General features: G+C 57.4%; 22 protein-coding genes. 13 read left to right on the top strand and 9 right to left on the bottom strand.

Translation table 11 applies throughout. From position 1 onward, the window contains the following. From QLG09_RS13200 to iolB, 7 genes are read left to right on the top strand one after another with little or no spacing between them, the layout of a single operon-like run. The gene (locus QLG09_RS13200) at positions 1–930 is read left to right on the top strand and encodes a sugar ABC transporter substrate-binding protein (protein WP_020883045.1); all 930 of its coding nucleotides are present in this window, start codon (positions 1–3) and stop codon (positions 928–930) included. A 54-nt stretch (positions 931–984) separates the two neighbouring features. Beyond that, positions 985–2,532, top strand: a complete 1,548-nt coding sequence (locus QLG09_RS13205) for a sugar ABC transporter ATP-binding protein (RefSeq protein ID WP_014171148.1) — start codon at positions 985–987, stop codon at positions 2,530–2,532. Positions 2,533–2,543: 11 nt separating this feature from the next. After that, entirely contained in the window at positions 2,544–3,572 is a 1,029-nt protein-coding gene (locus QLG09_RS13210; protein ID WP_014171147.1) for an ABC transporter permease, read from the top strand. A gap of 8 nt (positions 3,573–3,580) precedes the next feature. Continuing rightward, positions 3,581–4,714 (top strand): Gfo/Idh/MocA family oxidoreductase, encoded by a 1,134-nt coding sequence (locus QLG09_RS13215; protein WP_063435367.1) that lies wholly within the window; start codon positions 3,581–3,583, stop codon positions 4,712–4,714. A gap of 12 nt (positions 4,715–4,726) precedes the next feature. Next, entirely contained in the window at positions 4,727–6,631 is a 1,905-nt protein-coding gene (gene iolC / locus QLG09_RS13220) for a 5-dehydro-2-deoxygluconokinase (protein WP_020883048.1), read from the top strand. 14 nt (positions 6,632–6,645) lie between these two features. Next, positions 6,646–7,536 (top strand): myo-inosose-2 dehydratase, encoded by an 891-nt coding sequence (gene iolE, locus QLG09_RS13225; RefSeq protein ID WP_032680496.1) that lies wholly within the window; start codon positions 6,646–6,648, stop codon positions 7,534–7,536. Between the two features lie 9 nt (positions 7,537–7,545). After that, positions 7,546–8,358: a 5-deoxy-glucuronate isomerase gene (iolB, locus tag QLG09_RS13230; RefSeq protein ID WP_044867668.1), complete on the top strand. Its 813-nt coding sequence runs from the start codon at positions 7,546–7,548 to the stop codon at positions 8,356–8,358. Positions 8,359–8,399: 41 nt separating this feature from the next. Here iolB and QLG09_RS13235 read toward each other — a convergent pair whose 3' ends face one another. Next, positions 8,400–9,617: an MFS transporter gene (locus QLG09_RS13235; protein ID WP_049022744.1), complete on the bottom strand. Its 1,218-nt coding sequence runs from the start codon at positions 9,615–9,617 to the stop codon at positions 8,400–8,402. A 113-nt stretch (positions 9,618–9,730) separates the two neighbouring features. Between QLG09_RS13235 and QLG09_RS13240 the strand changes: the two genes are divergently transcribed. Beyond that, positions 9,731–10,177 (top strand): helix-turn-helix domain-containing protein, encoded by a 447-nt coding sequence (locus tag QLG09_RS13240; protein WP_049022745.1) that lies wholly within the window; start codon positions 9,731–9,733, stop codon positions 10,175–10,177. Positions 10,178–10,221: 44 nt separating this feature from the next. Here QLG09_RS13240 and QLG09_RS13245 read toward each other — a convergent pair whose 3' ends face one another. The 3 genes from QLG09_RS13245 to QLG09_RS13255 all read right to left on the bottom strand — a co-directional run bounded on the left by QLG09_RS13245 (position 10,222) and on the right by QLG09_RS13255 (position 12,749). Continuing rightward, a complete protein-coding gene (locus tag QLG09_RS13245) occupies positions 10,222–10,965 on the bottom strand; it encodes an alpha/beta hydrolase (protein WP_049022746.1) in 744 nt (247 codons plus the stop codon). Between the two features lie 11 nt (positions 10,966–10,976). Beyond that, on the bottom strand, positions 10,977–11,444 hold the full coding sequence (locus tag QLG09_RS13250; protein WP_020883054.1) for a DUF6130 family protein: 468 nt from the start codon (positions 11,442–11,444) through the stop codon (positions 10,977–10,979). Between the two features lie 111 nt (positions 11,445–11,555). Further along, positions 11,556–12,749, bottom strand: coding sequence for an MFS transporter (locus QLG09_RS13255; protein WP_049022747.1), 1,194 nt, complete (start codon positions 12,747–12,749; stop codon positions 11,556–11,558). A gap of 97 nt (positions 12,750–12,846) precedes the next feature. Here QLG09_RS13255 and QLG09_RS13260 point away from each other — a divergent pair, with 97 nt between their 5' ends. Continuing rightward, entirely contained in the window at positions 12,847–13,737 is an 891-nt protein-coding gene (locus QLG09_RS13260; RefSeq protein ID WP_014171137.1) for a LysR family transcriptional regulator, read from the top strand. Here the strand turns inward: QLG09_RS13260 and QLG09_RS13265 are convergent. Further along, positions 13,734–13,904: a YfgG family protein gene (locus QLG09_RS13265; RefSeq protein WP_020883056.1), complete on the bottom strand. Its 171-nt coding sequence runs from the start codon at positions 13,902–13,904 to the stop codon at positions 13,734–13,736. The two genes, QLG09_RS13260 and QLG09_RS13265, sit on opposite strands and share 4 nt — an antisense overlap. A 370-nt stretch (positions 13,905–14,274) precedes the next feature. On the opposite strand from QLG09_RS13265, the gene QLG09_RS13270 reads away from it, so the two are divergent. After that, positions 14,275–16,515 (top strand): EAL domain-containing protein, encoded by a 2,241-nt coding sequence (locus QLG09_RS13270; RefSeq protein WP_282488980.1) that lies wholly within the window; start codon positions 14,275–14,277, stop codon positions 16,513–16,515. A gap of 4 nt (positions 16,516–16,519) precedes the next feature. Here the strand turns inward: QLG09_RS13270 and ppx are convergent, their stop codons facing one another. The 4 genes from ppx to purM all read right to left on the bottom strand — a co-directional run bounded on the left by ppx (position 16,520) and on the right by purM (position 22,027). Beyond that, entirely contained in the window at positions 16,520–18,058 is a 1,539-nt protein-coding gene (ppx, locus tag QLG09_RS13275) for an exopolyphosphatase (protein WP_020883058.1), read from the bottom strand. 3 nt (positions 18,059–18,061) lie between these two features. After that, entirely contained in the window at positions 18,062–20,122 is a 2,061-nt protein-coding gene (gene ppk1 / locus QLG09_RS13280) for a polyphosphate kinase 1 (protein WP_014171133.1), read from the bottom strand. A 229-nt stretch (positions 20,123–20,351) separates the two neighbouring features. Beyond that, complete coding sequence (purN, locus tag QLG09_RS13285; protein WP_059305764.1) at positions 20,352–20,993, bottom strand: phosphoribosylglycinamide formyltransferase; 642 nt, start codon at positions 20,991–20,993, stop codon at positions 20,352–20,354. Then, positions 20,990–22,027 carry a phosphoribosylformylglycinamidine cyclo-ligase gene (gene purM, locus QLG09_RS13290; protein WP_020883059.1) on the bottom strand — a complete coding sequence of 346 codons (1,038 nt, stop codon included), beginning with the start codon at positions 22,025–22,027 and terminating at the stop codon, positions 20,990–20,992. The genes purN and purM overlap by 4 nt, the downstream gene beginning before the upstream one ends. Before the next feature lie 266 nt (positions 22,028–22,293). Here purM and QLG09_RS13295 point away from each other — a divergent pair, with 266 nt between their 5' ends. From QLG09_RS13295 to uraA, 3 genes are all read left to right on the top strand, one after another. Next, positions 22,294–23,724 (top strand): 6-phospho-beta-glucosidase, encoded by a 1,431-nt coding sequence (locus QLG09_RS13295; RefSeq protein ID WP_020883060.1) that lies wholly within the window; start codon positions 22,294–22,296, stop codon positions 23,722–23,724. A gap of 165 nt (positions 23,725–23,889) precedes the next feature. Next, the gene (gene upp, locus QLG09_RS13300; protein ID WP_020883061.1) at positions 23,890–24,516 is read left to right on the top strand and encodes a uracil phosphoribosyltransferase; all 627 of its coding nucleotides are present in this window, start codon (positions 23,890–23,892) and stop codon (positions 24,514–24,516) included. A gap of 86 nt (positions 24,517–24,602) precedes the next feature. Then, the gene (gene uraA, locus QLG09_RS13305) at positions 24,603–25,892 is read left to right on the top strand and encodes a uracil permease (protein ID WP_047356601.1); all 1,290 of its coding nucleotides are present in this window, start codon (positions 24,603–24,605) and stop codon (positions 25,890–25,892) included. Positions 25,893–25,974: the final 82 nt, after the last annotated feature.

Here is a 25,974-nt window from a genome sequence, read left to right on the forward strand (position 1 = left end):
ATGAAAAAACTGATCTTAGCCGCCCTCATCGCCATGACCGCCGGGGCAGCAATGGCCGAAAACGAGCAAATAGTTTTCAGTACACCAAACCTGGCGATGCCGTTTGAAGTTCACATGCAGCGTACTGCGGTAAAAGCCGCAAAAGAGATGGGCGTAAAGCTTCAGGTACTGGACGGGCAAGGCAGCTCGCCGAAACAGGTCGCTGACCTGGAAAACGCCATCACCCGTGGTGCGCAGGGGTTCATCGTCTCCCCGAATGACGTCAATGCCGTCTCCAGCGCGGTGGATGAAATTCAGGATGCGAATCTGCCCGTTGTGACGCTTGACCGCTCCGTCGACAGCCAGAAGAAGGTGCCGCATTTTGGTGCCAACAACTACAAAGGCGGCCAGGCGATTGGCGACTTCGTTAAAAGCAAATTCCCCAACGGGGCAGACATTATTCTGCTCACCGGCCAGCCAGGTTCTTCCTCCAACATTGAACGTACCAAAGGGATCCGCGACAGCCTGAAGGCGGGCGGGGACAAGTACAAGATCGTTGCCGATCAGACCGGCAACTGGATGCGTTCTGAAGGGATGCGCATTGTGGAAAGCGTTCTGCCGTCACTGCCGAAACGCCCACAGGTGATCCTCTCCGCCAATGACGACATGGCACTGGGCGCAATTGAAGCGCTGCAGGGCCAGGGCGTGAAGCCAGGCGAAATTCTGGTGACCGGATTTGACGCGGTCCCTGAGGCGCTGGCGCGCGTGCGCGACGGCTGGCTGGCGGTCACGGCGGATCAGCGCCCGGGCTTCGCGGTACAAACGGCGATGAGCCAACTGGTGGCCAACGTGCGTGAGAAGAAAGCCATCACCGGCGCGGACTACCCGCCAACGCTTATCACCAAAGAAAATCTGCAGCAGGCTGAGCGCATCAGTGAGGCCGGTAACTGATTTATCCGGAGCCGCCGCGCAGGTGGCGGCTCACTATTAAGGAGGAGCAGACCGATGTCGCAACCCTTACTGAAAGTGACCGACCTGGCAAAAAGCTTTTCTGGCGTCTGGGCGCTGAGTAGCGCACAGCTCACCGTCGGTGCCGGGGAGATCCACGCGCTGCTGGGAGAGAACGGAGCGGGGAAATCCACGCTGTTGAAAGCCCTGGCGGGCGCACAACCGCAAACGCGCGGGGATATCTGGTTCAACGGCGACACGCTGCCGGTGGACGATTCACCGGTTGAGCGGCAAAACAAGGGCATTATCACTATCTATCAGGAATTTAACCTGCTGCCCAATATGACCGTCGCGGAAAACATGTTTCTCGGGCGTGAGCCGCGTAAACGTAACCTGATTGTCGACGAAAAAGCGGTGAACCAGGAGGCGCAGGTGATACTCGATTATCTGCAGCTGAACGTTGCGCCAACCACGCCTGTCGCCCGTCTGAGCGTAGCCCAGCAGCAGATGGTCGAGATTGCCCGGGCGCTAACGCTGAACGCCAGGCTGATCATCATGGATGAACCCTCCGCGGCGCTGAGCGACAGCGAGGTGGAAAGCCTCCACCGCGTGGTGCGCGAGCTGAAAAACCGGGGGGTGAGCATTATTTATGTTACCCACCGACTGCACGAAGTTTTCCAGCTTTGCGATCGCTTTACCGTTTTCCAGGACGGCCGTTTCACCGGCAGTGGCGCCGTGGCGCAAACCAATGTCGAGCAGCTGATCCGTCTGATGGTGGGGCGTGACGTGGCCTTTAATCGTCGTCCCGCCAGCGAAACCCATCATGAAAACAAGCCGGTTCGTCTGGCAGTAAAAGGGCTGAGCCGCGAAAAACCGCCGCTGGATCCGCACGGCATTGCCCTGCATGACATCAGCTTCCATGTCCACGCCGGAGAAGTACTGGGCATTGCCGGTCTGGTGGGTGCAGGGCGCACCGAAGTGGCGCGCTGCCTGTTCGGGGCGGATGCCTTTACCTCGGGCAGCTTTGAACTGGACGGCGTCCCGTATCAACCGCGCGACCCAATGTACGCCCTTGAGCAGGGCATCGCGCTGGTCCCGGAAGATCGCAAGAAAGAGGGGGCGGTGCTGGGGTTATCGATTCGCGACAACCTGTCGCTCTCCAGTCTCTCTTCTCTCATGCAGTGGCGCTGGTTTGTGAATACCCGCAAAGAGGACGATCTGATTGAGTCCTACCGCAAGGCGCTGCAGATCAAAATGGTCAACAGCGCGCAGGAGGTGCGCAAGCTCTCCGGCGGTAACCAGCAGAAAGTTATCCTTGCGCGCTGCATGGCGCTGAACCCTCGGGTGCTGATTGTCGATGAGCCGACGCGCGGTATCGACGTGGGCACCAAGTCGGAAGTGCACCAGGTGCTGTTTGATATGGCCAAACAGGGCGTGGCGGTGATCGTGATCTCCTCCGATCTGCCTGAAGTGATGGCGGTATCCGATCGGATCATCACGCTCAGTGAAGGCCGGGTGACCGGTGAGATCCACGGCGACGACGCTAACGAAGAGCGGCTGATGACGATGATGGCCATCAACCACAACGCCCTCAACGCGGCATAACGGAGTTTTCCATGACGCAGATGATTTCTAAAACGCAGGTTCCGGTGAAACGCAGCGGACGCCTCGATCCCATCGCCTTCTTCGAGCGCTTCGGGGTACTGATTTTCATGATCCTGCTGCTGATTTTCTTTCAGTCGCAGAACAGCAATTTTTTCTCTGAACGCAATATTTTCAACATCCTGACCGAGGTGTCCATCTACGGGATCATGGCCGTGGGGATGACCTTCGTCATTCTGACTGCCGGTATCGATCTTTCTGTCGGCTCCATCCTGGCGGTCTGCGCCATGACCGCCGCATACGTGATTAAGGGCGACAACTTCACCACCGTTGATCCGAACGCCTGGGGCGGCATGAGCTGGCTGATTGGGCTGGGCATTTGTCTGGCGATGGGCACGGCGATTGGCTTCCTGCACGGCCTGGGCGTAACCCGCCTGCGCCTGCCGCCGTTTATCGTCACCCTCGGCGGGATGACCATCTGGCGTGGCCTGACGCTGGTGATCAACGACGGCGCGCCCATTGCAGGTTTCGACCCGGGTTACCGCTGGTGGGGACGCGGGGAGCTGCTTGGCATCTCCATTCCAATCTGGATTTTCGCCATCGTGGCGCTTGGCGGGTACCTGGCGCTGCATAAAACCCGCTGGGGACGCTTCGTCTATGCCATCGGCGGTAACCCGGAGGCAGCGCGCCTGGCGGGGGTCAACGTGAAGCGCGTGCTGGTGAGTGTCTATGTGCTGATTGGCTGTCTGGCGGGACTGGCGGGCTTCATTCTCAGCGCTCGTCTTGGCAGTGCGGAAGCGGTCGCCGGGATCTCCTTTGAACTGCGCGTTATCGCCTCGGTGGTCATCGGCGGCACCTCGCTGATGGGCGGCTACGGGCGCATTGGCGGCACCATTATCGGCTCCATCATCATGGGCATTCTGATAAACGGCCTGGTGCTGATGAACGTCTCGGCCTATTACCAGCAAATAATCACCGGATTAATTATCGTTCTGGCGGTGGCATTCGACACCTATGCCAAGAGCCGTCGCGGCGCATTGTGAGGATCAGGATGAAAGAGGTTCGTATTGGATTGATTGGCACCGGGTATATCGGCAAGGCGCATGCCATCGCCTATGCCCAGGCGCCGACGGTATTTACCCTGCGCGGCAAACTGGTGCGCGAGATGGTGGCGGAAGTGACACCCGCGCTGGCGGCAGAGCGGGCGCAGGCCTTTGGCTTCAACCGCTCAACCGGCGACTGGCGGGCACTGGTGGCTGACCCGGCGATTGATGTCGTGGATATATGCTCGCCCAACCATCTGCATAAAGAGATGGCGCTGGAGGCCATTCGCCACGGTAAGCATGTCTACTCGGAAAAGCCGCTGGCGCTGAATGCCCATGACGCACGTGAAATGGTGGACGCCGCGAAGCGGGCAGGGGTGAAAACGCTGGTGGGTTTTAACTACATGAAAAACCCGACGGCACAGCTGGCGAAAGAGATCATCGCCCGCGGCGAGATTGGCGAGGTGATCCACTTCTACGGTACCCACAACGAAGATTATATGGCCGACCCGCTTTCTCCCATTCACTGGCACTGTTTTAAAGAGACCGCCGGGCTGGGTGCACTGGGGGACCTGGCGGCGCATATCGTCAACATGGCGCAGTATCTGGTCGGGGACATTCAGCAGGTCTGCGGTGATTTAAAAATTGTTGTGCCTGAGCGCCCGGCGCAGGCCGGTTCGTCGCAAAACGTTGCGGTTGAAAACGAAGATCAGGCGCACGCGATGGTCCGTTTCTCCGGCGGAGCACAAGGGGTGATTGAAACGTCCCGCGTCGCCTGCGGGCGCAAGATGGGACTGTCGTACGTGATAACCGGCACCAAAGGGGCCATCAGTTTTACCCAGGAGCGGATGGCGGAACTGAAGCTCTATCTGCATGACGACCCGGTAAACCGCCAGGGATTCCGCACGCTGCTCGTGGGTCCGTCACATCCGGACTATGGTGCGTTTTGCATGGGGGCGGGCCATGGTATCGGCTTTAACGATCAAAAAACGGTGGAAGTACGCGACCTGGTCGACGGTATTGCCGCTGATGTGCCGATGTGGCCGGACTTTGAAGAGGGCTGGAAGGTTTCGCGGGTGCTGGACGCCATCGCACTCTCGCACCAGGAAGGCCGCTGGCTGAACGTGAACGACATTGTCTGATGAGGTATCAACGTGGAAAAGCAGTTTGATGTGATATGCATGGGCCGCGTGGCGGTAGACCTCTACAGTCAGCAAATTGGTGCCCGTCTTGAAGATGTGTCGAGCTTCGCGAAATATCTCGGCGGCTCGTCCGGCAACGTAGCCTACGGGACGGCGCGTCAGGGGCTGCGCTCATCGATGCTGGCACGCGTCGGTGATGAACATATGGGACGCTTCCTGCGAGAAGAATTACACCAGGTGGGCTGCGATACCAGCCATCTGATCACCGACAAAGAACGCCTGACGGCGCTGGTGCTCCTCGGCATTAAAGACCGGGACACCTTTCCACTGATTTTTTATCGCGATAACTGCGCGGATATGGCCATCACGGCCAGCGATGTGGACGAACGCTACATTGCCTCCGCACGGTGCCTTGCCATCACCGGGACCCATCTCTCGCACCCTCAGACCCGTGACGCGGTGCTGACGGCGCTTAACTATGCCCGCCGTCACGGTGTTCGCACGGTGCTGGATATCGACTACCGGCCGGTGCTGTGGGGGCTGACCTCGTTAGGGGACGGGGAGACGCGCTTTATTGCCGCGGAAAACGTGACCCGTGAACTGCAGGAGGTGCTGCACCTTTTCGACGTCATTGTCGGCACCGAAGAAGAGTTTCACATTGCAGGTGGCAGTACCGATACCCTGCAGGCGCTGGGTCGCGTGCGCGCCGTGAGTAACGCCACGCTGGTTTGCAAGCGTGGAGCGCTTGGCTGTTCGGTGTACACCGACGCTATACCGCCCCGGCTGGATGAGGGTCTGACGGTGACCGGCGTGCGCGTTGAGGTGCTGAACGTGCTCGGTGCGGGCGACGCGTTTATGTCCGGCCTGCTGCGCGGCTACCTTAACGACGAAGGCTGGGAGCAGGCCTGCCGCTATGCCAACGCCTGTGGTGCGCTGGTGGTTTCCCGCCACGGCTGTGCCCCGGCGATGCCGAGCAAGGCTGAGCTGGACGACTACCTGTCGCGTGCGGCGTCGGTGCCGCGTCCCGATCTTGACGCGCGCCTGAACCATCTGCACCGCGTCACTACCCGCCGCCGCGAGTGGCCGGAGCTGTGCGTGATGGCCTTCGATCATCGCAGCCAGCTGGAAGATATGGCGTTGCAGTGCGGGGCATCCCTGAAGCGCATCCCGGCGCTGAAGCAGCTTATTCTGCAGGCCAGCCGTGAGGCGGCCAGCAGCGCAGGGCTTGAGGGCAAAGCCGGCCTGCTGTGTGACGGCACTTTTGGTCAGGACGCCCTGAACGCGATTACCGGCGAAGGGTGGTGGATAGGCCGCCCTATTGAGCTGCCGGGCTCCCGGCCGCTGGAGATGGAGCACGGTAACATCGGCACGCAGCTCATCAGCTGGCCGCAGGAACATGTGGTGAAATGCCTGGTCTTTTTCCATCCGGAAGATGCGCACGGCCTGCGTCTGGAGCAGGAGCAGAAAATCGCTGAGGTCTACCACGCCTGCTGCCAGTCCGGTCATGAACTGCTGCTGGAGGTGATCCTGCCTGCGAGCATGCCGCGCAGCGATGAGCTTTACCTGCGCGCCATCTCGCGTTTTTACAACCTGGGGATCTCTCCCGACTGGTGGAAACTGCCGCCGCTCTCTGCCGATGGCTGGACGGCGCTGAGCGAGATTATTGAACGTCGGGATCCGCACTGCCGTGGCGTGGTGATCCTCGGGCTGGACGCCCCGGCTGAGCAGCTTCGTGCTGATTTTAAAGCCGCCTCGGGACACGCGCTGGTGAAGGGCTTTGCCGTAGGACGCACGCTGTTTGGCGATGCGTCCCGTGCATGGCTGAAACACGATATTGACGATGCGCAGCTGGTGGCACGCATCCGGGACAATTACCTGCAGCTTATCGCCTGGTGGCGCGAGCGCGGACACGCATAATTCAGGAGACGACAATGAGTGTGCAATTAGGCATTAACCCGCTGACATGGACGAACGACGATCTGCCTTCACTCGGCGCGGAGACGCCGCTGGATACCTGTCTGAGCGAAGGGAAAGAGGCCGGTTTTGCCGGTTTCGAACTGGGCAATAAATTCCCGCGTGAGGCGCGCCTGCTTGGCCCCATTTTGCAGCGCCACGATCTGCAGCTGGTCTCCGGCTGGTATTCAGGGCGTCTGCTGGAGCGTAGCGTGGAGGAGGAGATTGCCGCCGTGCAGTCCCACCTGACGCTGCTGCGCGAACTGGGGGCAAAGGTGCTGGTATTCGCCGAAGTGAGCGGCTGTATTCACGGCGAGCAACAGACGCCGGTTCATCTTCGCCCGCGCTTCCCGCACGCGCGCTGGCAAGAGTACGGTGAGAAGCTGACCGCTTTTGCCCGCTACACGCAGCAGCAGGGGGTGCAGATTGCCTACCATCACCATATGGGAACGGTCATTGAGTCCGCTGAAGATGTCGATAACCTGATGACCCATACCGGTGAAGAGGTGGGCCTGCTGCTGGACACGGGCCATCTGACCTTTGCCGGGGCTGATCCGCTGGCGGTGGCCCAGCGCTGGGCATCGCGCATTAACCATGTTCACTGCAAAGACGTGCGCGCCGACGTGCTGGCGGACGTCAAAAACCGCAAAACCAGCTTCCTTGATGCGGTGCTGAGTGGGGTCTTCACCGTACCGGGTGACGGCTGCGTGGACTATCCGCCCATCATGCGGCTGCTGAAGGCGCAGGATTATCACGGCTGGCTGGTGGTGGAGGCGGAGCAGGATCCTGCTATCGCTCACCCGCTGACCTACGCCCGTCTGGGGTATAACAACCTGAGCCGTCTGGCGCGCGACGCCGGGCTTATCTGAGGAGGTGACATGTCACGTCTGTTATCACGCTGGCAACCGCCGAGTGCGGAGGGCCGTACCCAGTCCGTCACGCCGGAACGCGCGGGCTGGGGATACGTTGGCTTTGAAGCGTATGAACTGCAGGAAGGGCAGACGCTGACGCTGCCCGCCGTCAGCGAAGAGCGCTGTCTGGTGCTGGTGGCCGGACGGGCCTCTATCAGCACACCTACCGCGCAGTTTACTGACATCGGCGAGCGGATGAGCCCGTTTGAGCGCATAAAGCCCTGGGCGGTCTACGTCACGCCGCAGGAGACGGTGCAGATTAAGGCGCTGACGACGCTGGAGCTGGCGGTCTGTGCCGCACCCGGCAAAGGGACCTTCCCGACACGGCTTATCGCTCCGCAGGATATCGACGCGCAGGCGCGTGGCAAAGGCCATAACCAGCGCTACGTGCACAACATTCTGCCGGAAGATCAACCCGCCGACAGCCTGCTGGTGGTTGAGGTCTGGACCCACGAAGGCTGCACCAGTTCATACCCGAGCCATAAGCACGATACGGATAATCCACCGCAGGAAACCTACCTGGAGGAGACCTACTATCATCGCCTCAATCCCGGGCAGGGGTTCTGCATGCAGCGGGTCTATACCGACGACAGGTCGCTGGATGAGTGTATGGCCGTTTATAACCGCGACGTGGTGATGGTGCCGAAGGGGTACCATCCGGTGGCGACGCTGGCTGGTTATGACAGCTACTATCTCAACGTGATGGCCGGTCCGGTGCGAAAATGGATGTTCACCTGGGAAGACGATCACGCGTGGATCAACCGCGACTATCCACGTTGACGTTGCAGAAGCCCGCACCCCGCGGGCTTTTTTTATCAACATTATCCTGTCTTGCGCGTTACCCACCAGAACACCAGCGCCACCAGGCTCACCGCTGCGCCAGTCAGGCAGACGCCCTGCCAGCCCGCGATGGCATACGTCATCGTGGTGCTCAGCGCGCCCAGACCGCTGCCGACGGCATAAAACAGCATGTAAAGCCCGACCAGCCGGCTATGCGCCTCGGGGCGGGCGCGAAAGATCAGGCTCTGGTTGGTGACATGCAGCGCCTGCCCGCCCAAATCGAGCAGCACGATGCCAATGAGCAAAATACCGAGCGAACGATCCATCAGTGAAATCGGCCACCACGCCAGGAGTAACATGACCAGCGCAGCCGCGCTGGTGCGCCGGGCATATCCTCGATCGGCCCACTCGCCGGCCCGGGTTGCCGCTAACGCGCCTGCCATTCCGGCCAGGCCAAAAGCACCAATGGCGGTATGCGATAAGTTATAGGGTGGGGCACTTAACGGTAGCACCAGAGCGCTCCAGAAAATATTGAACGCAGCGAACATCAGTAAAGCCAGTACGCCGCGCACCTGCAGGACTTTTTCTTCCCGCAGCAGGGTCAGCATTGAGTGAATCAGGCCCGGGTAACTCATCGTTTCAGGCACCGCAGGCAAGCGGGGCAGCCTCCACCACAGCGGAAACGCAATAATGATCATCAGCCCGGCGGCAGAGAGATACACGCCACGCCAGCCCGCGATATCACTGATGCCTCCGGAGACGACGCGGGCCACTAACAGGCCCATAAATACCCCGCCTTGTGCCGCACCAATAACGCGGCCTTGCTCATGCGGCGACGCGGCGTTGGCGGCATAGGCGATAAGCCCTTGCGTCATGGCCGTTCCTGCCATGCCGGTGGCGAGCATACCCGCCAGCAGCATCGTTGACGTCTGCGCCATGCCGACCGCGACCAGAGCGGCCACCAGTACGACAAGCTGTAGCGCCATCAGGCGCCGGCGATCCACTTTATCCCCCAGAGGAACCACGAACAGCAGAGCCAGAGCACAGCCAATCTGCGTGGCGGTGACCACGCCGCCAATGGCACCATGGCTGATGCCAAAGTCTCTGGACAACGCGTCAAGCAACGGCTGTGCGTAATAGACGTTGGCCACGCTTAAGCCGCTGGCGAGGGCGAACAGCCACACCAGGCTACGCGGCATGTCGCCTGAGCGGACGTGCCCGGTTTTTCGATCTGACGGTAGTGGTGACGCGTGTGACATGTTCAAATCCTCGCCCTGGGTAATGTGGTTTTAAAAAGAAACCAGTTGAAGGCTAGGCTATGCAGTTTTAAAATGCAACCAGTTATTATTGACTGACCTGCCGAGGTAACGCTGTGCCGTCTCGTAAACCGATTGAACAGGAATTCTGTCCCGTTGCCCGCAGCGTCGATCTGATTGGCGATCGCTGGTCGCTTCTGATTGTGCGCAATGCTTTTGACGGCATGCGCCGTTTCGGGGATTTTCAGCGGGATCTCGGGGTTGCGCGTAACATTCTGGCTGACCGGCTGCGCAAGCTGGTCGACGCGGGCATTCTCGCGATGCAGGGGGCGTCGGACGGTACGTCGTATCAGGAATATGTCCTGACGGACAAAGGCGAAAGCCTGTTTCCCATCGTCGTTGCGCTTCGCCAGTGGGGAGAGCAGCATCTGTTTGAACGCGGGGAGCGCCACTCGCTGTTGATCGACAGGCGTACCGGCAAGCCGGTTCCCCTGATGGCGCCAGCAGCGCAGGATGGAACGGCGCTGAAGGCGCAAGATACTGAAGTGCAGAAAGCGAAGTAACTCACCCTTCGCAAGCCCGCTCATCGCGGGCTGTTGTGTCATTCTTAATGGTTTGTGATTGCCTGCTCAATCGTGCGGGCAATATCATCCGGCTGACTCACCATCGACACGTGGCTTGCTGCCACTTCCGTGGTTTTCGCGTGGATCGTTTTCGCCATCGCACGTTCAAGCTCCGGGTTAATCATCCGGTCATTTTTGCTGACCACAAACCAGCTTGGCTTTTCATGCCAGGCCGCATGGCCCACTTTTTCCGCAAACGCGTCGGCCTTGATCGGCCCCTGAGTGGCTGCAATCGTCTGCTGTTCAACGGCGCCTGCATCCGGTGCGAAGTCTTTCATCACGGCTTCTGGCGGGAGATACAAATACCCGTCTGCCGTTTTTGCGATATCCGCGCTCCCCGCTGGCGGTGGGTAACTTCCCGCCAGGTCCGCCGTCGACTGGCCGGAATCAGGCGCAAAGGCCGCTACGTACACCAGGGATTTTACCCGTGCATCGTTGCCCGCTTCGCTGATCACCGTTCCGCCCCAGGAATGACCTACCAGCACCACATCGCCCTGCGCCCGTGCAATGGCGCGCCGGGTGGCGGCAACGTCATCTTTAAGCGACGTGAGCGGCAGTTGGACGGCGATCACCTCGGTATGCTGTTTTTGCAGCCGGGTAATGACCTTGTTCCAGCTGCTGCCATCGGCAAACGCGCCATGGACCAGCACCACGCTGGTTTTGCTCTCAGCAAAGGCGCTGGCGGAAAGCGCCAGCAGACCCGCCGTCAGTACAGAGCGTGCTTTCATTGTCTGGCTCCTTAAAAATGATGGACCGTTGCGTGAGGCGGTACGGTGAATTCAATGGTTTTATGGTCGATGGGTTTATGCGTGGGGTCGGCCAGAATTATGGTCACTTTATGCTTCCCGGCGGGTAACCCAACCAGAATGATTGGCTCTCCGCTGGTATCTGCCCAGTGCCAGGGGGCGTCATCGACCACGACATGGATATGGCCGATACGTGGCGTGACCTTCAGCGCATCGGGCCCGAATACCGGCTCGATGCGCAGGTTTTCAGCCCGGTATTGAATAAAGACCGCCCCTTTGCTCAGCGGGCCGGCAAGCGGTGGATCGACAATCAGCTTAGCGGCCGGCTGTGGACGTTCCAGCGGGGCAACAGCGGCAGGGCCGTTGACGTCGGCAGCGCTGAGGTTATCCAGTGGTGCGGCCCAGGAGCAGGTTGCTGACGCCAGAACAAGTGCAGGGAGCAGTAAATAACGACGGATCATCTGAGTCTCTCCTCAATCGGTTTCAAATTCGGTTTTAAACAATGACAGACACAGAAAACCATTTTTATGTATCCGGGATGTTTGCGGGGAACGGCGTTTTGTACCGGCTTGTCAGCGTGGCGCTCCGGATACAGTGGGATACATTTCATCATTTCGCGCGGGGTCGGCACTGCGCACAATCGCTATCGCCAGCCCGGCAATCACCAGCGTCAGCGCGGTGGAAACCCACATTGCGCCGGCGATCCCCAGCGTTTTATTTAGCCATGCATAGGCAAACGGCGATGCCGCGGCCATAAGCTGTGCGGGAATGAGCAGCATGCCGGTACGGCGGGCATAGCTTTCGGCGCTGAAAAGCGTCAGCGGCAGGGTGGCTTTTACTATCGTCATCAGCCCGTTGATGGCGCCGTAGCCCAGCACAAAACCGGCGGCACACCCGACAAACAGTGAGCTGCTTAACCCGATAACAAAGCAGAGCGGCATGGCGAGGGCGGTCAGGCGCGTGAGGTTGAGCGGGGTTAAGCGTGCACCCGCCAGCACCTCCGTGGCGCGTGCGCCCGTCTGGCCAACTCCCCACAGCATGCCGATGGCGACCGGCAGGCCAAAACTGGCAATGAACTCTGGCAGATGGGTGGACGTGCCGTTAGAGACAAAGGTCATGAGGGCAATAAACGTGGCATACCGCCAGCCGTTACGCCGTTCCTGGCGCACGGGCGGCGCGGTAACGTGCGGGGGGGCCGCCAGCCGCTGGTGGGGAAGCGTGCGAATCAGCACCGCACTCAGAAGGCCAAAGAGGGCGTAGATCTGCAATGCGTGTTGCCAGCTCATCACTTTCAGCAGCCCCTCACCCAGCGGCCAAAAAACCGCTGAGGCCAGCCCGCCTGCGAGCGTGATGCGCGAGATCGTTCTGCGTGCCTGCTGGCCGTACAGGTTCACCAGCGCGGCGAACAGCGCATCATACAGCGACAGCCGCATCCCGATACCGGCAACCAGCCAGGCACCGTACCAGCCGAACAGCGTCTGCGTATATGCCATGCCCGCGCAGCTTGCGGCAATCAGTAACGTTCCGCTCATCACCACGTTCTGCCCGCCAGCGTACGCCAGCAGTCGGGCGACAAAAGGGGAGACCATCGCCATTACCAGCATCGCCAGCGTCAGGCCGAGGTAGAGCTGCGGTGATGACCACCCCCGGTCGGCCACAATCGCCTGGGCAAAGGTCCCGGGCATATAAAACGAGATCCCCCAGTTGATAAGCTGATGACAACCTGCCCGGAGGGCGAGGTGACGGGGAAGGGCAGGTGTTTTCATTGTTTTTCATTCCGTTATGCAGTTGTCCTGAGCATAGCGAGCGCGCTATTGTGCTGGCAGGTCAGTCACCTTATGCGCTGTATAAGAGAAACTTTGAATGACAACGCTCAACCTGGGCTATCTCGCGACGTTCCGTCTGGTTATCCAGCGCGGCAGTTTTTCCGCGGCGGCGGACCTGCTGGGCATTTCCCAGCCGGCCGTCAGCCTGCAAATCCGCCAGCTGGAGCAGTTTCTGCAAACCCGGCTGGTAGAGCGTACCGGGCGGGGTATCAAACCCACGGCTGCCGGGCAGGCGTTGCTGGTGCACGGGGAGCGTATTCAGCAGGCGGTGGATGAAGCCATTCGGTCCGTGAGTGAGTTCAGCCACGACGTGAGTGGCACCATTACGCTTGGCACGGGCGCAACGGCCTGCATTCATCTTCTGCCGCCGCTGTTGCAGCAGCTCGGGCGTGACTATCCGCTTCTCAGAGTGGGCGTGACGACCGGCAATACGCTCGACATCGTCCGGGCAATTGAAGAAAACCGACTTGATATGGGGCTGGTGACGTTACCGGTGAGCGGAAGAGCGCTCGACGTTACGCCGGTGATGGACGAAGAGTTTGTTTTTATCGCGTCGCTGGACCAGCAGGACGGTTTTCAGTCGTTGACGCCGGCTGCGTTGCACGCGCAGCCATTCATTGCTTTTGAATCAGGCAGCGGCACCCGGGCGCTGATCGACGGCTGGTTTGCTGCCGAGGGGCGAATCCTCACGCCGGTGATGCAACTGGGCAGCATCGAGGCGATCAAGCGGATGGTACGTGCGGGGCTTGGCTACAGTATCGTGCCGCGTATGGCCGTAGACCTGGCGGCTGACCGCGAAGGGCTATGCGTGATGTCGCTCACGCCCGTGCTGCAGCGACAGCTGGCTGTGGTGATGCGCCAGGATAAAATCCTGAGCAAAGGAATAGCAGGGATAATTCGGATATTACAAAATCCTTCGACGCGTTAGCGATCGGCTGAATCAACGGTCAGGCTGGATTGCTGTGACTGGGCCTTGTCCTGATGGTGATACCAGGCGCCAATAGAGGAGTAAACGAAGCGGCCGAAGAAAAACAGGAAGCTGATAAGCAGTATGATGCGGGTCATCCGGGTGTTGAACTGATGTCGTTTTCGCATACGCGTGGCCTGACTCACTGTGTTTTTCCTGGGCATGCCCTTTTGGGCGACAGGGATATTAAGGCACAGCGGGAAGAGAGGGTCAATTCGCAAATGTGTAAATAACCGTCAACAGTTACATTAATTAATGTTATTGAAATTAATAATTGCATTTACCATATTGATAATATGAAGAAAACTATTTCAAAAAAAATGTAAGAAAGGATCGTTTGAGTAAATTAGTTTGATTTAAGTCAACGGTTTCCCTGGCCTGGTATTTAAAATCCCACCTCCATGCTGTTCGCCCCGCACGTTGTCGGGCGGCAGGTACGTCAGGTTGGATGCCTGTCTTCATTTCCCTCCGGAGCGAAAGGGGTTTAAACGGGCATCTATGAACATTATTTCTTTCCTGAAAAACAATAAAGACCGCTGGTGGGCTTTACCGCTTATTTTACCGGTGGGTTTACTGCCTGTATTAAGCGTTGCCAATACCTTTACCCGATTGGGCGATGGTCTGGTGGCACTCTATTATTTACCTCTCTCCTTTCTGCTTTCGGTGATGATGTTTTTTGGTCTGGAAGCGCTTCCCGGCATCGTATTGTCATTGTTCATCCGCTACTACCCGTCGGTTGGGTTGTTCGAAACCATCGCCGGCATTTTTCATTTTATTGTCCCCGTTGTGCTCAGCTGGGGAGGGTATCGGGTGTTTGCGCCCAGACGCAGCATGACGGCTTACGGGGATGTCAGACTGATGGCGCAGCGTATCTTCTGGCAGGCCTTTTGCCCCGCGACGCTGTTTCTGCTGCTGTTTCAGTTTGCCCTCTATCTGGGGGTGTATGAGAGCCGTCAGAGCCTGGAGGGGTTGACCCCGCTTAATATTCGCACGCTGATTAACTATCAGGCGCTGCTGGTCAGTGGGCTGACGGGCGTGCCGTTAAGCTATTTATTGATCCGTCTGATTCGCCATCCGCGGTATATCAGAAGTCTTGTCTCGCAGGTGCGAATGCAGATAGACAAAAAGGTGACGGTCATTGAATTTCTGCTGTGGGCCATTGCGCTTGGCGGGCTGCTTACCCTGCTGCTGCTCCCGATGAACGAAAACAGCTCGATTTTCACCACCAACTACACCCTGTCGTTGCTGATGCCGGTGATGCTCTGGGGAGCGATGCGGTTTGGCTATAAGCTGATGTCGCTTATCTGGACCCCGGTGCTGCTGGTGTCTATTCACTATTTTTATCGTTATATCCCTCAACAGTCCGGGTATGACATTCAGCTGGCAATTACCTCTTCCAGCTATCTGGTCTTTTCGTTTGTGGTGATTTACATGTCGATGCTGGCCACCTGCCAGCGCGCCGCGAATAAACGTTCCCGCAGGCTGGCGCTACTCGACCCGGTTGTCCATATGCCGAACCTGCGGGCCTTGTCGCGCGATCTTGCCAAAAACCCGTGGTCGGCGCTCTGTTTGCTGCGCATTCCGGAGCTGGAGGTGCTGGGCCGAAATTACGGGGTATTGTTGCGGATCCTGTATAAACAGCAGCTGGCGCAATGGGTCAATGGCACCTTGCAGCCCAGCGAGCGGGTCTATCACCTCACCGGCTGTGACCTGGCGGTTCGCCTTAACGCGGAATCGCACCAGCAACGCATCGAGGCGCTGGACGAGCATATTAAACAGTTCCGCTTTGTCTGGGATGGGATGCCGCTGCAGCCTCAGGTGGGCGTGAGCTACTGCTATGTACGCTCACCGGTGACCCACCTCTATCTGGTCCTCGGTGAACTGGGGGTGATTGCCGATCTGTCGATTTCGACCAACCATCCGGAAAATCTGCAGCAGCGCGGTGCTGTCCATCTCCAGCGTAGCCTGAAGGACAAGGTTGCGATGATGAGCCGTCTGCAAAGTGCGCTCGACAGTAACGCGTTTACTCTGCTGGTCCAGCCGGTTTGCGGCGTGCGGGGCGATTGCTACCACGAGGTGTTGCTGCGGATGTCGGATGCAAACGGGGCGTTGCTCTCTCCCTTGCAATTCCTGCCCGTCGCCCAGGAGTTTGGTCTGTCGTCGCGGGTTGATTTGTGGGTACTGGAGAACACGCTACGCTTCCTGGCAGAGCATCGGGTACATCTGCCCGGCCAGCGTTTTGCCATTAATCTGGGCCCTTCCACCGTGTGCCGTGCGCAGTTCCCGGCTGAGGTGAGTCGTCTGCTGGCGAAATACGCCGTGGAACCCTGGCAGCTGATATTTGAAGTGACCGAGTGCAGCACCTTCGGCAGTGGAGAGCAGGCGCTCCATACCCTCAGGCAGTTGCAAAAAATGGGGGTACGCATTGCGATTGATGATTTCGGTACCGGCTATGCGAGCTATGCGCGGCTGAAAAGCGTGGACGCCGATATCCTTAAGATAGACGGAAGCTTTATCCGCAATATCGTCAACAACAGCCTGGACTATCAGATAGTGGCCTCGATTTGCCATCTGGCGCGAATGAAGAAAATGCTGGTGGTCGCCGAGTATGTCGAAACAGAAGAGATACGTAGCGCGGTTCACGCGCTAGGTATCGATTATGTACAGGGTTATCTGATTGGCAGACCGGTGGCGCTTGAGTCACTGCTGGAAGCAGAGGCGTCGCCGGTCGAGGCCTGAGGGGTTACGCCGCGACGTCTGAGCTCTCTTCTTCGATTTTGAGTAGCCAGCCGGTGACCGCTTCCCAGTACTGCTGCTCTTTTTCCAGATCCAGCAGCACCAGCGCATTCTGGCTAAACCAGTCTGGCGGGAAGCTCAGGGTCCAGTGGTTGTCATCCGTTTTGAGCTTCAGCGTGGGCGGGGTGGTCGTGGCCTGACGCTGGTTATTGAGCAGCACGCCGAGACGCAGCAACTGGATAAGCGGCAGGAATTGCTTCTTCTTAAACAGCGTGAAGCGCGGCAGATCGTCAAGCTTGATGGCTTTACGATGGTAGCGCACCAGGGTCGCCATCATGGTTTGCTGCTCCTGGTTGAAGCCAGGCAGATCGCTGTTTTGCAGGATATAGGCTGAGTGGCGGTGCATTCCGCTGTGGTTAATATTCAGTCCTACTTCGTGCAGCATCGCTGCCCATTTCAGCAGGGCGGCAAGCTGCGGATGCGCCAGCTTAGGGTTCTGCTCCTGCCACTGGTCGTATATCTGAACGGTTGTTTCCAGCACGCGCTTCGCCTGTTCACGGTCGATATTGTACTGGTTTGCCAGGCTTTGCGCGGTGCGGCTACGAATATCCTGATGGCGGAAACGGCCTTCCATTTCATACAGCACACCTTCACGCAGCGCGCCGTCGGAAAGACGCAGCTCTTTAATTGCCAGCGCATCAAATACGCCGCACAGGATAGCCAGCCCCGGTACGAATACCGCTTTGCGCTCGTCGGAAAGACCCGGCAGGCTTAAGGCGTCAAAGCTTTTATGTTTCAGCACCTCTTCGGTCAGCAAGGTCAGGCGCTCAGGGGTGATAAACCCATCTTTTTCACCCATCGCCAACAGCACTTCATGTGCCGCTTTGATGGTGCCCGATGCGCCCAGCGCTACGTTCCAGCCCTGAATACGGTACTGCCAGGCCAGGTTCTCCAGTTTCTGGATAGCGGCCATGCGCGCGCGCTGGAAGTTTTCGCGGCTGATTGCGCCACCCGGGAAATACATCTGCGCAAAGCTGACGCAGCCCATACGACGGCTTTCGACCAGACGCGGCTCAAAATCTTCGCCGATCACCAGTTCCGTAGAGCCGCCGCCGATGTCGATGACCAGCTTGCGCCCTTTTTCCGGCTGAGTGTGTTCAACACCCATGAAAATCAGACGGGCTTCCTCGTTACCGGAGATGATCTCAATGGGGTAGGGGATCACTTTTTCGGCCCGCTTGAGGAATTCTGGCGCATTCAGCGCCTGGCGCAACGTGTGGGTGCCCACAATGCATACGCTGGAGGGCGAGAAGCCCTGCAGGCGTTCAGCAAACAGCGACAGGCAGTTTAAGCCTCGCTCCATTGCCTCTTCGCTGAGCATGCTGCGCTCATCAAGACCATCCGCCAGGTGTACACGCTGTTTCAGACGACCGATGATCTGCAACGCGCCATCCACCTCACGGGCGATGACCATGTGGAAACTGTTAGAACCAAGATCGACCGCGGCGAATTCCTGCGGGCGTGGGGTCTTATCATTTATCGGCATAGGTTAATCGGGTTGCTCGAGTGATTTGATATAGTCGTAAATCGCCAGTTGCGACCGCACTTTACGGCGATTGCCGCGCGGTACATAGCGGTTACTGAGTTCTTTGTCGATATAGCGTGCTTTCACCGTATCGCTGAACAGAATCTCGATGATATCGAGGATCTGCTGCTTCAGCCGCGGATCCAGGAGCGGTGTCGCGACTTCAATTCGGTAGTCAATATTGCGCGTCATCCAGTCTGCAGAAGAGAGATAGACCTGTTTATCACCCGCATTATCGAAAATATAGACCCGATCGTGTTCCAGGTAGCGGTCAACAATGCTGATCACGCGAATATTGTCGCTAATGCCTTCGAGTTCAGGGATCAGTGAGCACATACCGCGTATCAGCAGATTGACCGGAACGCCGGAGCTGGACGCCGCATACAGACGATCCACCAGTCCTTTGTCGACCAGGTTGTTGAGTTTCAGCGTAATGCCCGACGACAGCCCTTTCTGGGCATTGGCGATCTCTTTATCGATCATGTCGTACAGCAAGCGGCGTGAGTTCTGCGGCGAGACCAGCAGATAATCGAAGCTGACCGGGCGGTACGGGTTCTCAATAAAGTTGAACACCCGGCGAACCTCGTTAGTGATGCGTGCATCGGCAGTCAGCAGCGAGTAGTCGGTATAAATTCGCGCGGTTTTTTCGTTAAAGTTCCCGGTCCCGATGTGGGCATAACGCACCACGTCCTCCCCCTCTTTACGGGAGATAAGGAACAGCTTGGCGTGAATTTTCAGCCCAGGTGCTGAGAAGATAACGTGGACACCGGCTTCCGTCAGACGGCGCGCCCAGTGAATGTTTGCCTCTTCATCGAAGCGCGCCTGCAGCTCAACCACCACGGTCACTTTTTTGCCGTTGTGCGCCGCATGGATCATCGCGTCGATGATGCGGGAATCTTTTGCCACACGGTAGATGTTGATTTTGATCGCCAGTACGTTCGGGTCGAACGAAGCCTGACGCAGCAGTTCCAGCACGTGTTCAAACGTATGATACGGATAGTAGAGCAGGACATCGCGCTCGCGAATGGCGTCGAAACCGTTGCGGAATTTATCGAACCAGAGATGGCGCAGACGCGGCAGCGGTTTGTTCACCAGATTGGCCTTGCCGACGTTCGGGAAGCCAATAAAGTCTTTAAAGTTATGGTAACGACCGCCCGGCACGATGGAGTCATAGCGAGAAATGGTCAGCTTGTCGCGCAGCATTTCCACCATGGCATCTGGCATATCGCGCTGATAAACAAAGCGCACCGGCTCCGCCGTCAGGCGCTGTTTCAGGCTGGATGACATCAGCTCCATCAGGCTGGCTTCCATCTCGTGCACCAGATCGTATTCGGCGTCACGGGTCATCTTCATGGAGTAGGCGTTTAACGCGTCGTAATCGAAGAAGCCCTTGAAGATGTCGTCCAGGCAGTAACGCAGGATGTTATCGAGCAGGATCATTGGCTTGCGTCTGCGCGGGGTTTCCGGCGGCAGGTTCACAAAGCGCGGCACCTTATCGGACGGGATCTCAAGCAATGCGTAACGAATCGTGTCGCCACGAATAATTTCCACCGCGAGGTAGGTGTAGTCATCTTTCAGGAACTGCACCAGATCGGTTTCGCGGTTGATCAGAATAGGGGTAATGTGCTGGCGCAGGTAATGTTTGAAATAGTGGCGCAGCCAGGTTTGTTGGTTAACAGAAAGCTGACGTTCGTTAATCAGGAAGATTTGATTGCGTGCCATTTCCAGCAGCAGTTCGTTATACAGGCCGTCAAACTCCTGATCGGCTTTCAATACGCGCGACTGAATTTTGCCCAGCAGATGGCGCGAGTGAGAGTTTAAGCCCTGTTCTTCGCTGATGATGATTCGCCGTTTCAGTTCGGCAAAGCGAACCTTGTAGAACTCATCCAGGTTGTTGGAATAAATCCCCAGAAAACGCATACGCTCAATAAGCGGGTTACTTTTGTCTGCCGCTTCCTGGAGTACACGTTCGTTGAATGCTAACCAGCTTAGCTCTTTCTCGATATATAACTTTTCCTGACCCATTACAGCTCACACTCCAGTTCAATCACAGGACGTGGTAAATCCGTCTCGTCCTTATTATGGCGAGCATTTCCACGATATGTCCAACAGTGCCAGAAAAGTATGACAGTTATTTTTTTTCTGGGAGATTTTAGAGGGTTGGGGGAAGGGCATGTCGGGAAGCGCGGTGCTCACCCGACAGTGAAGACCACAGGCCCGTGCAGGCGTCGCGCCGCCGGGCACATCAAACAAACTACTCGTCAGCGGCATAACCCTGTGCAGGGAGCCTGATGCCGTCCAGCCAGGCGGCACCGTCGCGCATCTGAAGACGCCCGTCAACAAACCAGCTTACCACCAGAGGATAAATGGCGTGTTCCTGCGTCTGCACGCGTTCGGTAACGTCGTCTTCGCTGTCACCTTCAAAGACCGGCACCTTTGCCTGCAGGATCACCGGCCCGCCGTCCAGCTCGTCGGTAACGAAATGCACGGAGGTACCGTGCTCTTCATCGCCGTTTTCCAGAACCTGACGATGGGTGTGCAGGCCGGGATACTTCGGCAGGAGGGAAGGGTGGATATTCAGCAGACGACCAGCGTAGTGCCCGACAAAGGCCGGGCTCAGGATACGCATATACCCCGCCAGCACGACAACGTCAGGCGCGTAGGCATCAATCTCCTGAACCAGTTCCCGGTCAAACGCTTCACGTCCGGAGAACTGGCTGGCTTCCAGCGCGTGCGCGGGAATGTTCTCTTCCCGGGCACGTTCAAGGCCGAACGCGTCGGCCTTATTGCTGAATACTGCCCGAATGGTGCCGTTGATTTTCTTCTGTTTGCAGGCGTCAATTATCGCCTGCAAATTGCTTCCGTTACCGGAAATGAGCACCACAATGTTTTTCATTCAATGACCACACGCTGTTCGGAATCGGATGCTTTGATAATACCGATTTTCCACGCGTTTTCACCTTTGTCGGTCAGCAGTTTAATCGCCTTATCCGCTTCGCTTGCTGGCAGCGCGATAACCATGCCCACGCCACAGTTAAAGGTGCGGTACATCTCGTGTGAACTCACGTTGCCCGCAGTCTGCAGCCAGTTAAAGACGGACGGCCACTGCCAGGACGATTCGTCAATCACCGCCTGGGTGTTGTCCGGCAGTACGCGCGGAATGTTTTCCCAGAAGCCGCCACCGGTCAGGTGGGCAATGGCGTGAACGTCAACCTTCTCGATCAGCTCCAGCACGTTTTTCACGTAGATGCGAGTCGGCGCCAGCAGATGGTCAGCCAGTGGCTTGCCATCAAGCTCGGTGGTCAGTGGATCGCTGCCGCTCACGTCGAGGATTTTACGCACCAGAGAGTAGCCGTTCGAGTGCGGGCCGCTGGAGGCCAACGCGATCAGCACATCACCATCAGCCACTTTACTGCCGTCGATAATTTCTGATTTTTCTACTACGCCAACGCAGAAGCCCGCGACGTCATAATCTTCGCCGTGATACATACCGGGCATTTCGGCGGTTTCACCACCGACCAGCGCACAGCCAGACTGCAGACACCCTTCGGCAATGCCGTTAATGACGCTTGCTGCGGTATCCACGTCCAGTTTTCCGGTCGCGTAGTAATCCAGGAAGAACAGCGGCTCTGCGCCCTGAACCACCAGGTCGTTAACACACATCGCGACCAGATCGATACCGATCGTGTCGTGACGTTTTAAATCCATCGCCAGGCGCAGTTTCGTCCCTACACCATCAGTACCCGAGACCAGAACAGGTTCACGATATTTTTGCGGCAGTGCGCACAGTGCGCCGAATCCACCCAGACCACCCATCACTTCCGGGCGGCGGGTTTTTTTCACCACACCTTTGATTCGGTCAACCAGCGCATTACCTGCGTCAATATCAACACCGGCATCTTTGTAGCTGAGAGAAGTTTTGTTGGTCACGGCTCAAGTCCCCACGCGATTGCATAGCTAGTAAGAAAAATCGGCGCAATTCTAACAGTCCAGGCAAACGTTTGCGAGCCTATTCTCGGCGAGAGGATTTTTTTTTCAGCAGGCCCTGCGAATGCGCCTAAAGTTGAGTCTGTTCACGAAAATGAAACCGGTTTCGGTTTTCTCCTTGCAACAAAAAGCCCCTTTGCACATCATCAGGATGAAACCGGTTTCTGTAATTGTTTTTGCAGAAAATAACGCAGAATGAGGGAAAGTGTATGTCTGGATTCAAAGCAGATTTTCTGTGGGGCGGTGCGGTCGCAGCGCATCAGCTGGAAGGGGGCTGGAACGAGGGCGGTAAGGGGATCAGCGTTGCCGATGTGATGACTGCCGGCGCGCACGGCGTGCCGCGTGAAATCACCAACGGCGTGCTGCCAGGGAAAAATTACCCTAACCATGAAGCCATCGATTTCTACCATCGCTATAAAGAAGACATCAAACTCTTTGCCGAGATGGGCTTCAAATGCTTCCGTACCTCCATCGCCTGGACGCGTATCTTCCCGAAAGGGGACGAGCTGGAGCCTAACGAAGCTGGCCTGAAATTCTATGACGACCTGTTTGACGAGTGCCTGAAGTATGGCATCGAGCCGGTTATTACCCTTTCCCATTTCGAGATGCCGTTCCACCTTGTCACCGAATACGGTGGCTGGCGTAACCGTAAGCTGATCGACTTCTTTGTTCGCTTTGCGGAGGTGGTGTTCAGACGTTACCAGCATAAAGTGAAGTACTGGATGACCTTTAACGAGATCAATAACCAGGCCAACTTCCACGAAGACTTTGCACCGTTTACCAACTCCGGCCTGAAGTACGAGCCGGGCGAAGACCGCGAGCCGGTGATGTTCCAGGCGGCACACTATGAGCTGGTGGCCAGCGCCCTGGCGGTGAAGGCCGGGCGCGACATTAACCCGTCGCTGCGGATCGGCTGCATGATTGCCATGTGTCCAATCTATCCGCTGACCTGTGCCCCGGACGATATGATGATGGCGATGAACGCCATGCACCGTCGCTACTGGTTCACCGATGTCCACGTGCGCGGCAAGTATCCGCAGCATCTGCTTAACTACTTTGCTCGTCGCGGTTTCACGCTGGATATCACAGAAGAAGATAACGCGGCGCTGACGCAGGGGTGTGTCGATTACATTGGCTTTAGCTATTACATGTCTTTCGCCACCAAAGCGACGGCGGATAACCCGGAGCTGGATTACGACGAAAGCAAGAGCCTGGTCTCCAACCCGTACGTGCAGAAATCTGACTGGGGCTGGCAGATTGATCCGGTGGGCCTGCGTTACTCCCTGAACTGGTTCTGGGATCACTATCAGCTGCCCCTGTTCATCGTGGAGAACGGCTTTGGCGCCATCGACGTGCAGGAGAGCGACGGTTCGGTGAATGACCAGTACCGTATTGATTACCTTGCCGCGCACATCCGCGAAATGAAAAAAGCGGTGGTCGAAGATGGCGTTGATCTGATGGGGTATACCCCGTGGGGCTGTATCGACCTGGTGTCTGCCGGAACGGGTGAAATGAAAAAACGCTACGGCTTTATCTTTGTCGACAAAGACAATGAAGGTAACGGTACCCTGAACCGCAGTAAGAAGAAGTCGTTTGACTGGTATAAGCAGGTGATAGCCAGCAACGGCGACACTCTTTAATTCCAGCAGAGTAAAAACGCAAAAAGCCGGAGCTTGCCCTCCGGCTTTTTTGCCTCTAAAACACTTTGCTTGATGTACGTCAAGCAAGTTGGGTATGGTGCAATCCGAAAAAAGCGGTATAATCCCGCGATTTTTTTGCGGTTGCCCCCTCAGAGGAGAAAGAGAATGAAGATTGTGGAAGTGAAGCACCCACTCGTTAAACACAAGCTGGGCCTGATGCGTGAGCATGACATCAGCACGAAGCGTTTTCGCGAACTGGCTTCTGAAGTCGGCAGCCTGCTGACCTATGAAGCGACCTCTGACCTGGAAACGGAAAAAGTGACCATCGAGGGCTGGAACGGCCCGGTTCAGGTTGAGCAGATCAAAGGTAAGAAAATTACCGTTGTGCCCATCCTGCGTGCCGGCCTCGGCATGATGGAAGGCGTGCTGGAGCACGTGCCAAGCGCGCGCATCAGCGTGGTCGGGGTTTACCGCGACGAAGAGACCCTGGAGCCGGTACCGTACTTCCAGAAGCTGGTGTCTAACATCGACGAGCGTATGGCCCTGGTGGTTGACCCGATGCTGGCGACCGGCGGTTCAATGATTGCCACCATCGACCTGCTGAAAAAAGCCGGTTGCAGCAGCATCAAAGTGCTGGTGCTGGTTGCCGCACCAGAAGGTATCGCGGCGCTGGAAAAAGCGCACCCGGACATCGAACTCTATACCGCGTCTATCGACCAGGGGCTGAATGAGCACGGGTACATCATCCCGGGGCTTGGCGATGCCGGCGATAAGATTTTTGGTACTAAATAATCGAATAATGATAATGAAGCCGACTTTGATAGTCGGCTTTTTTTTGAATAAAACGCCAACAACAATACTACTCAGAGGAAAACACTATGACGCGCCGTGCTATCGGGGTGAGTGAAAGACCGCCGCTTTTACAGACAATCCCGCTTAGTCTGCAGCACCTGTTCGCCATGTTTGGCGCAACCGTGCTGGTGCCAATCCTGTTTCACATTAACCCGGCTACCGTGCTGTTGTTCAACGGTGTGGGTACGCTGCTTTACCTCTTTATCTGTAAAGGCAAAATCCCTGCCTATCTCGGCTCAAGCTTCGCCTTCATTTCACCGGTTCTGCTGTTGCTGCCGCTGGGGTATGAAGTGGCGCTGGGCGGCTTCATTATGTGTGGCGTCCTCTTCTGCCTGGTCTCTTTCATTGTGAAGAAGGCAGGTACCGGCTGGCTGGACGTTATGTTCCCGCCTGCCGCAATGGGGGCCATTGTCGCCGTCATCGGTCTGGAGCTGGCGGGCGTAGCGGCCAATATGGCCGGCCTGCTGCCTGCTGACGGGCAGTCACCGGATTCCAAAACCATCATCATCTCGATGGTGACACTGGGCGTAACGGTGTTTGGTTCCGTGCTGTTCCGCGGTTTTATGGCGATTATCCCGATCCTGATCGGTGTGCTGGCGGGGTACGCGCTCTCCTTCGTGATGGGCGTTGTTGATACCACGCCCATTGCTGAAGCGCACTGGTTCGCACTGCCAACCTTCTATACCCCGCGCTTTGAATGGTTTGCCATTTTCACGATCCTGCCCGCGGCGCTGGTGGTTATCGCTGAGCACGTAGGTCACCTGGTGGTGACGGCAAACATCGTTAAACGTGACCTGATCCGCGACCCGGGTCTGCACCGCTCGATGTTTGCCAACGGCCTCTCTACCATTATCTCCGGTTTCTTTGGTTCTACGCCTAACACCACCTACGGTGAGAACATCGGCGTGATGGCGATTACCCGTGTCTACAGCACCTGGGTTATTGGCGGCGCGGCAATCATCGCCATCCTGCTCTCCTGCGTGGGCAAACTGGCGGCGGCTATCCAGATCATTCCGGTACCGGTAATGGGAGGCGTCTCTCTGCTGCTGTACGGTGTGATCGGCGCGTCCGGTATTCGCGTGCTGATTGAATCGAAAGTGGACTACAGCAAAGCGCAAAACCTGATCCTCACCTCCGTGATCCTGATCATCGGCGTGAGCGGCGCGAAGGTGCACATCGGTGCGGCTGAACTGAAAGGCATGGCGCTGGCGACCATCGTGGGTGTGGGCCTGAGTCTGATCTTCAAACTGATCTCCGTCCTGCGCCCGGAAGAAGTGGTGCTGGATGCTGAAGACAACGAAAAAGCGTCACATTGATCGTAAAACCGGGCGGACGATCCGCCCGGTTCTCTCCTTGCACGTTCCGTGCTAAACTCACCGCCGATTTTATGTAAGATCT

It is taken from the genome of Enterobacter sp. V89_11 (assembly GCF_029967775.1).
Classification (GTDB): domain Bacteria; phylum Pseudomonadota; class Gammaproteobacteria; order Enterobacterales; family Enterobacteriaceae; genus Enterobacter; species Enterobacter ludwigii.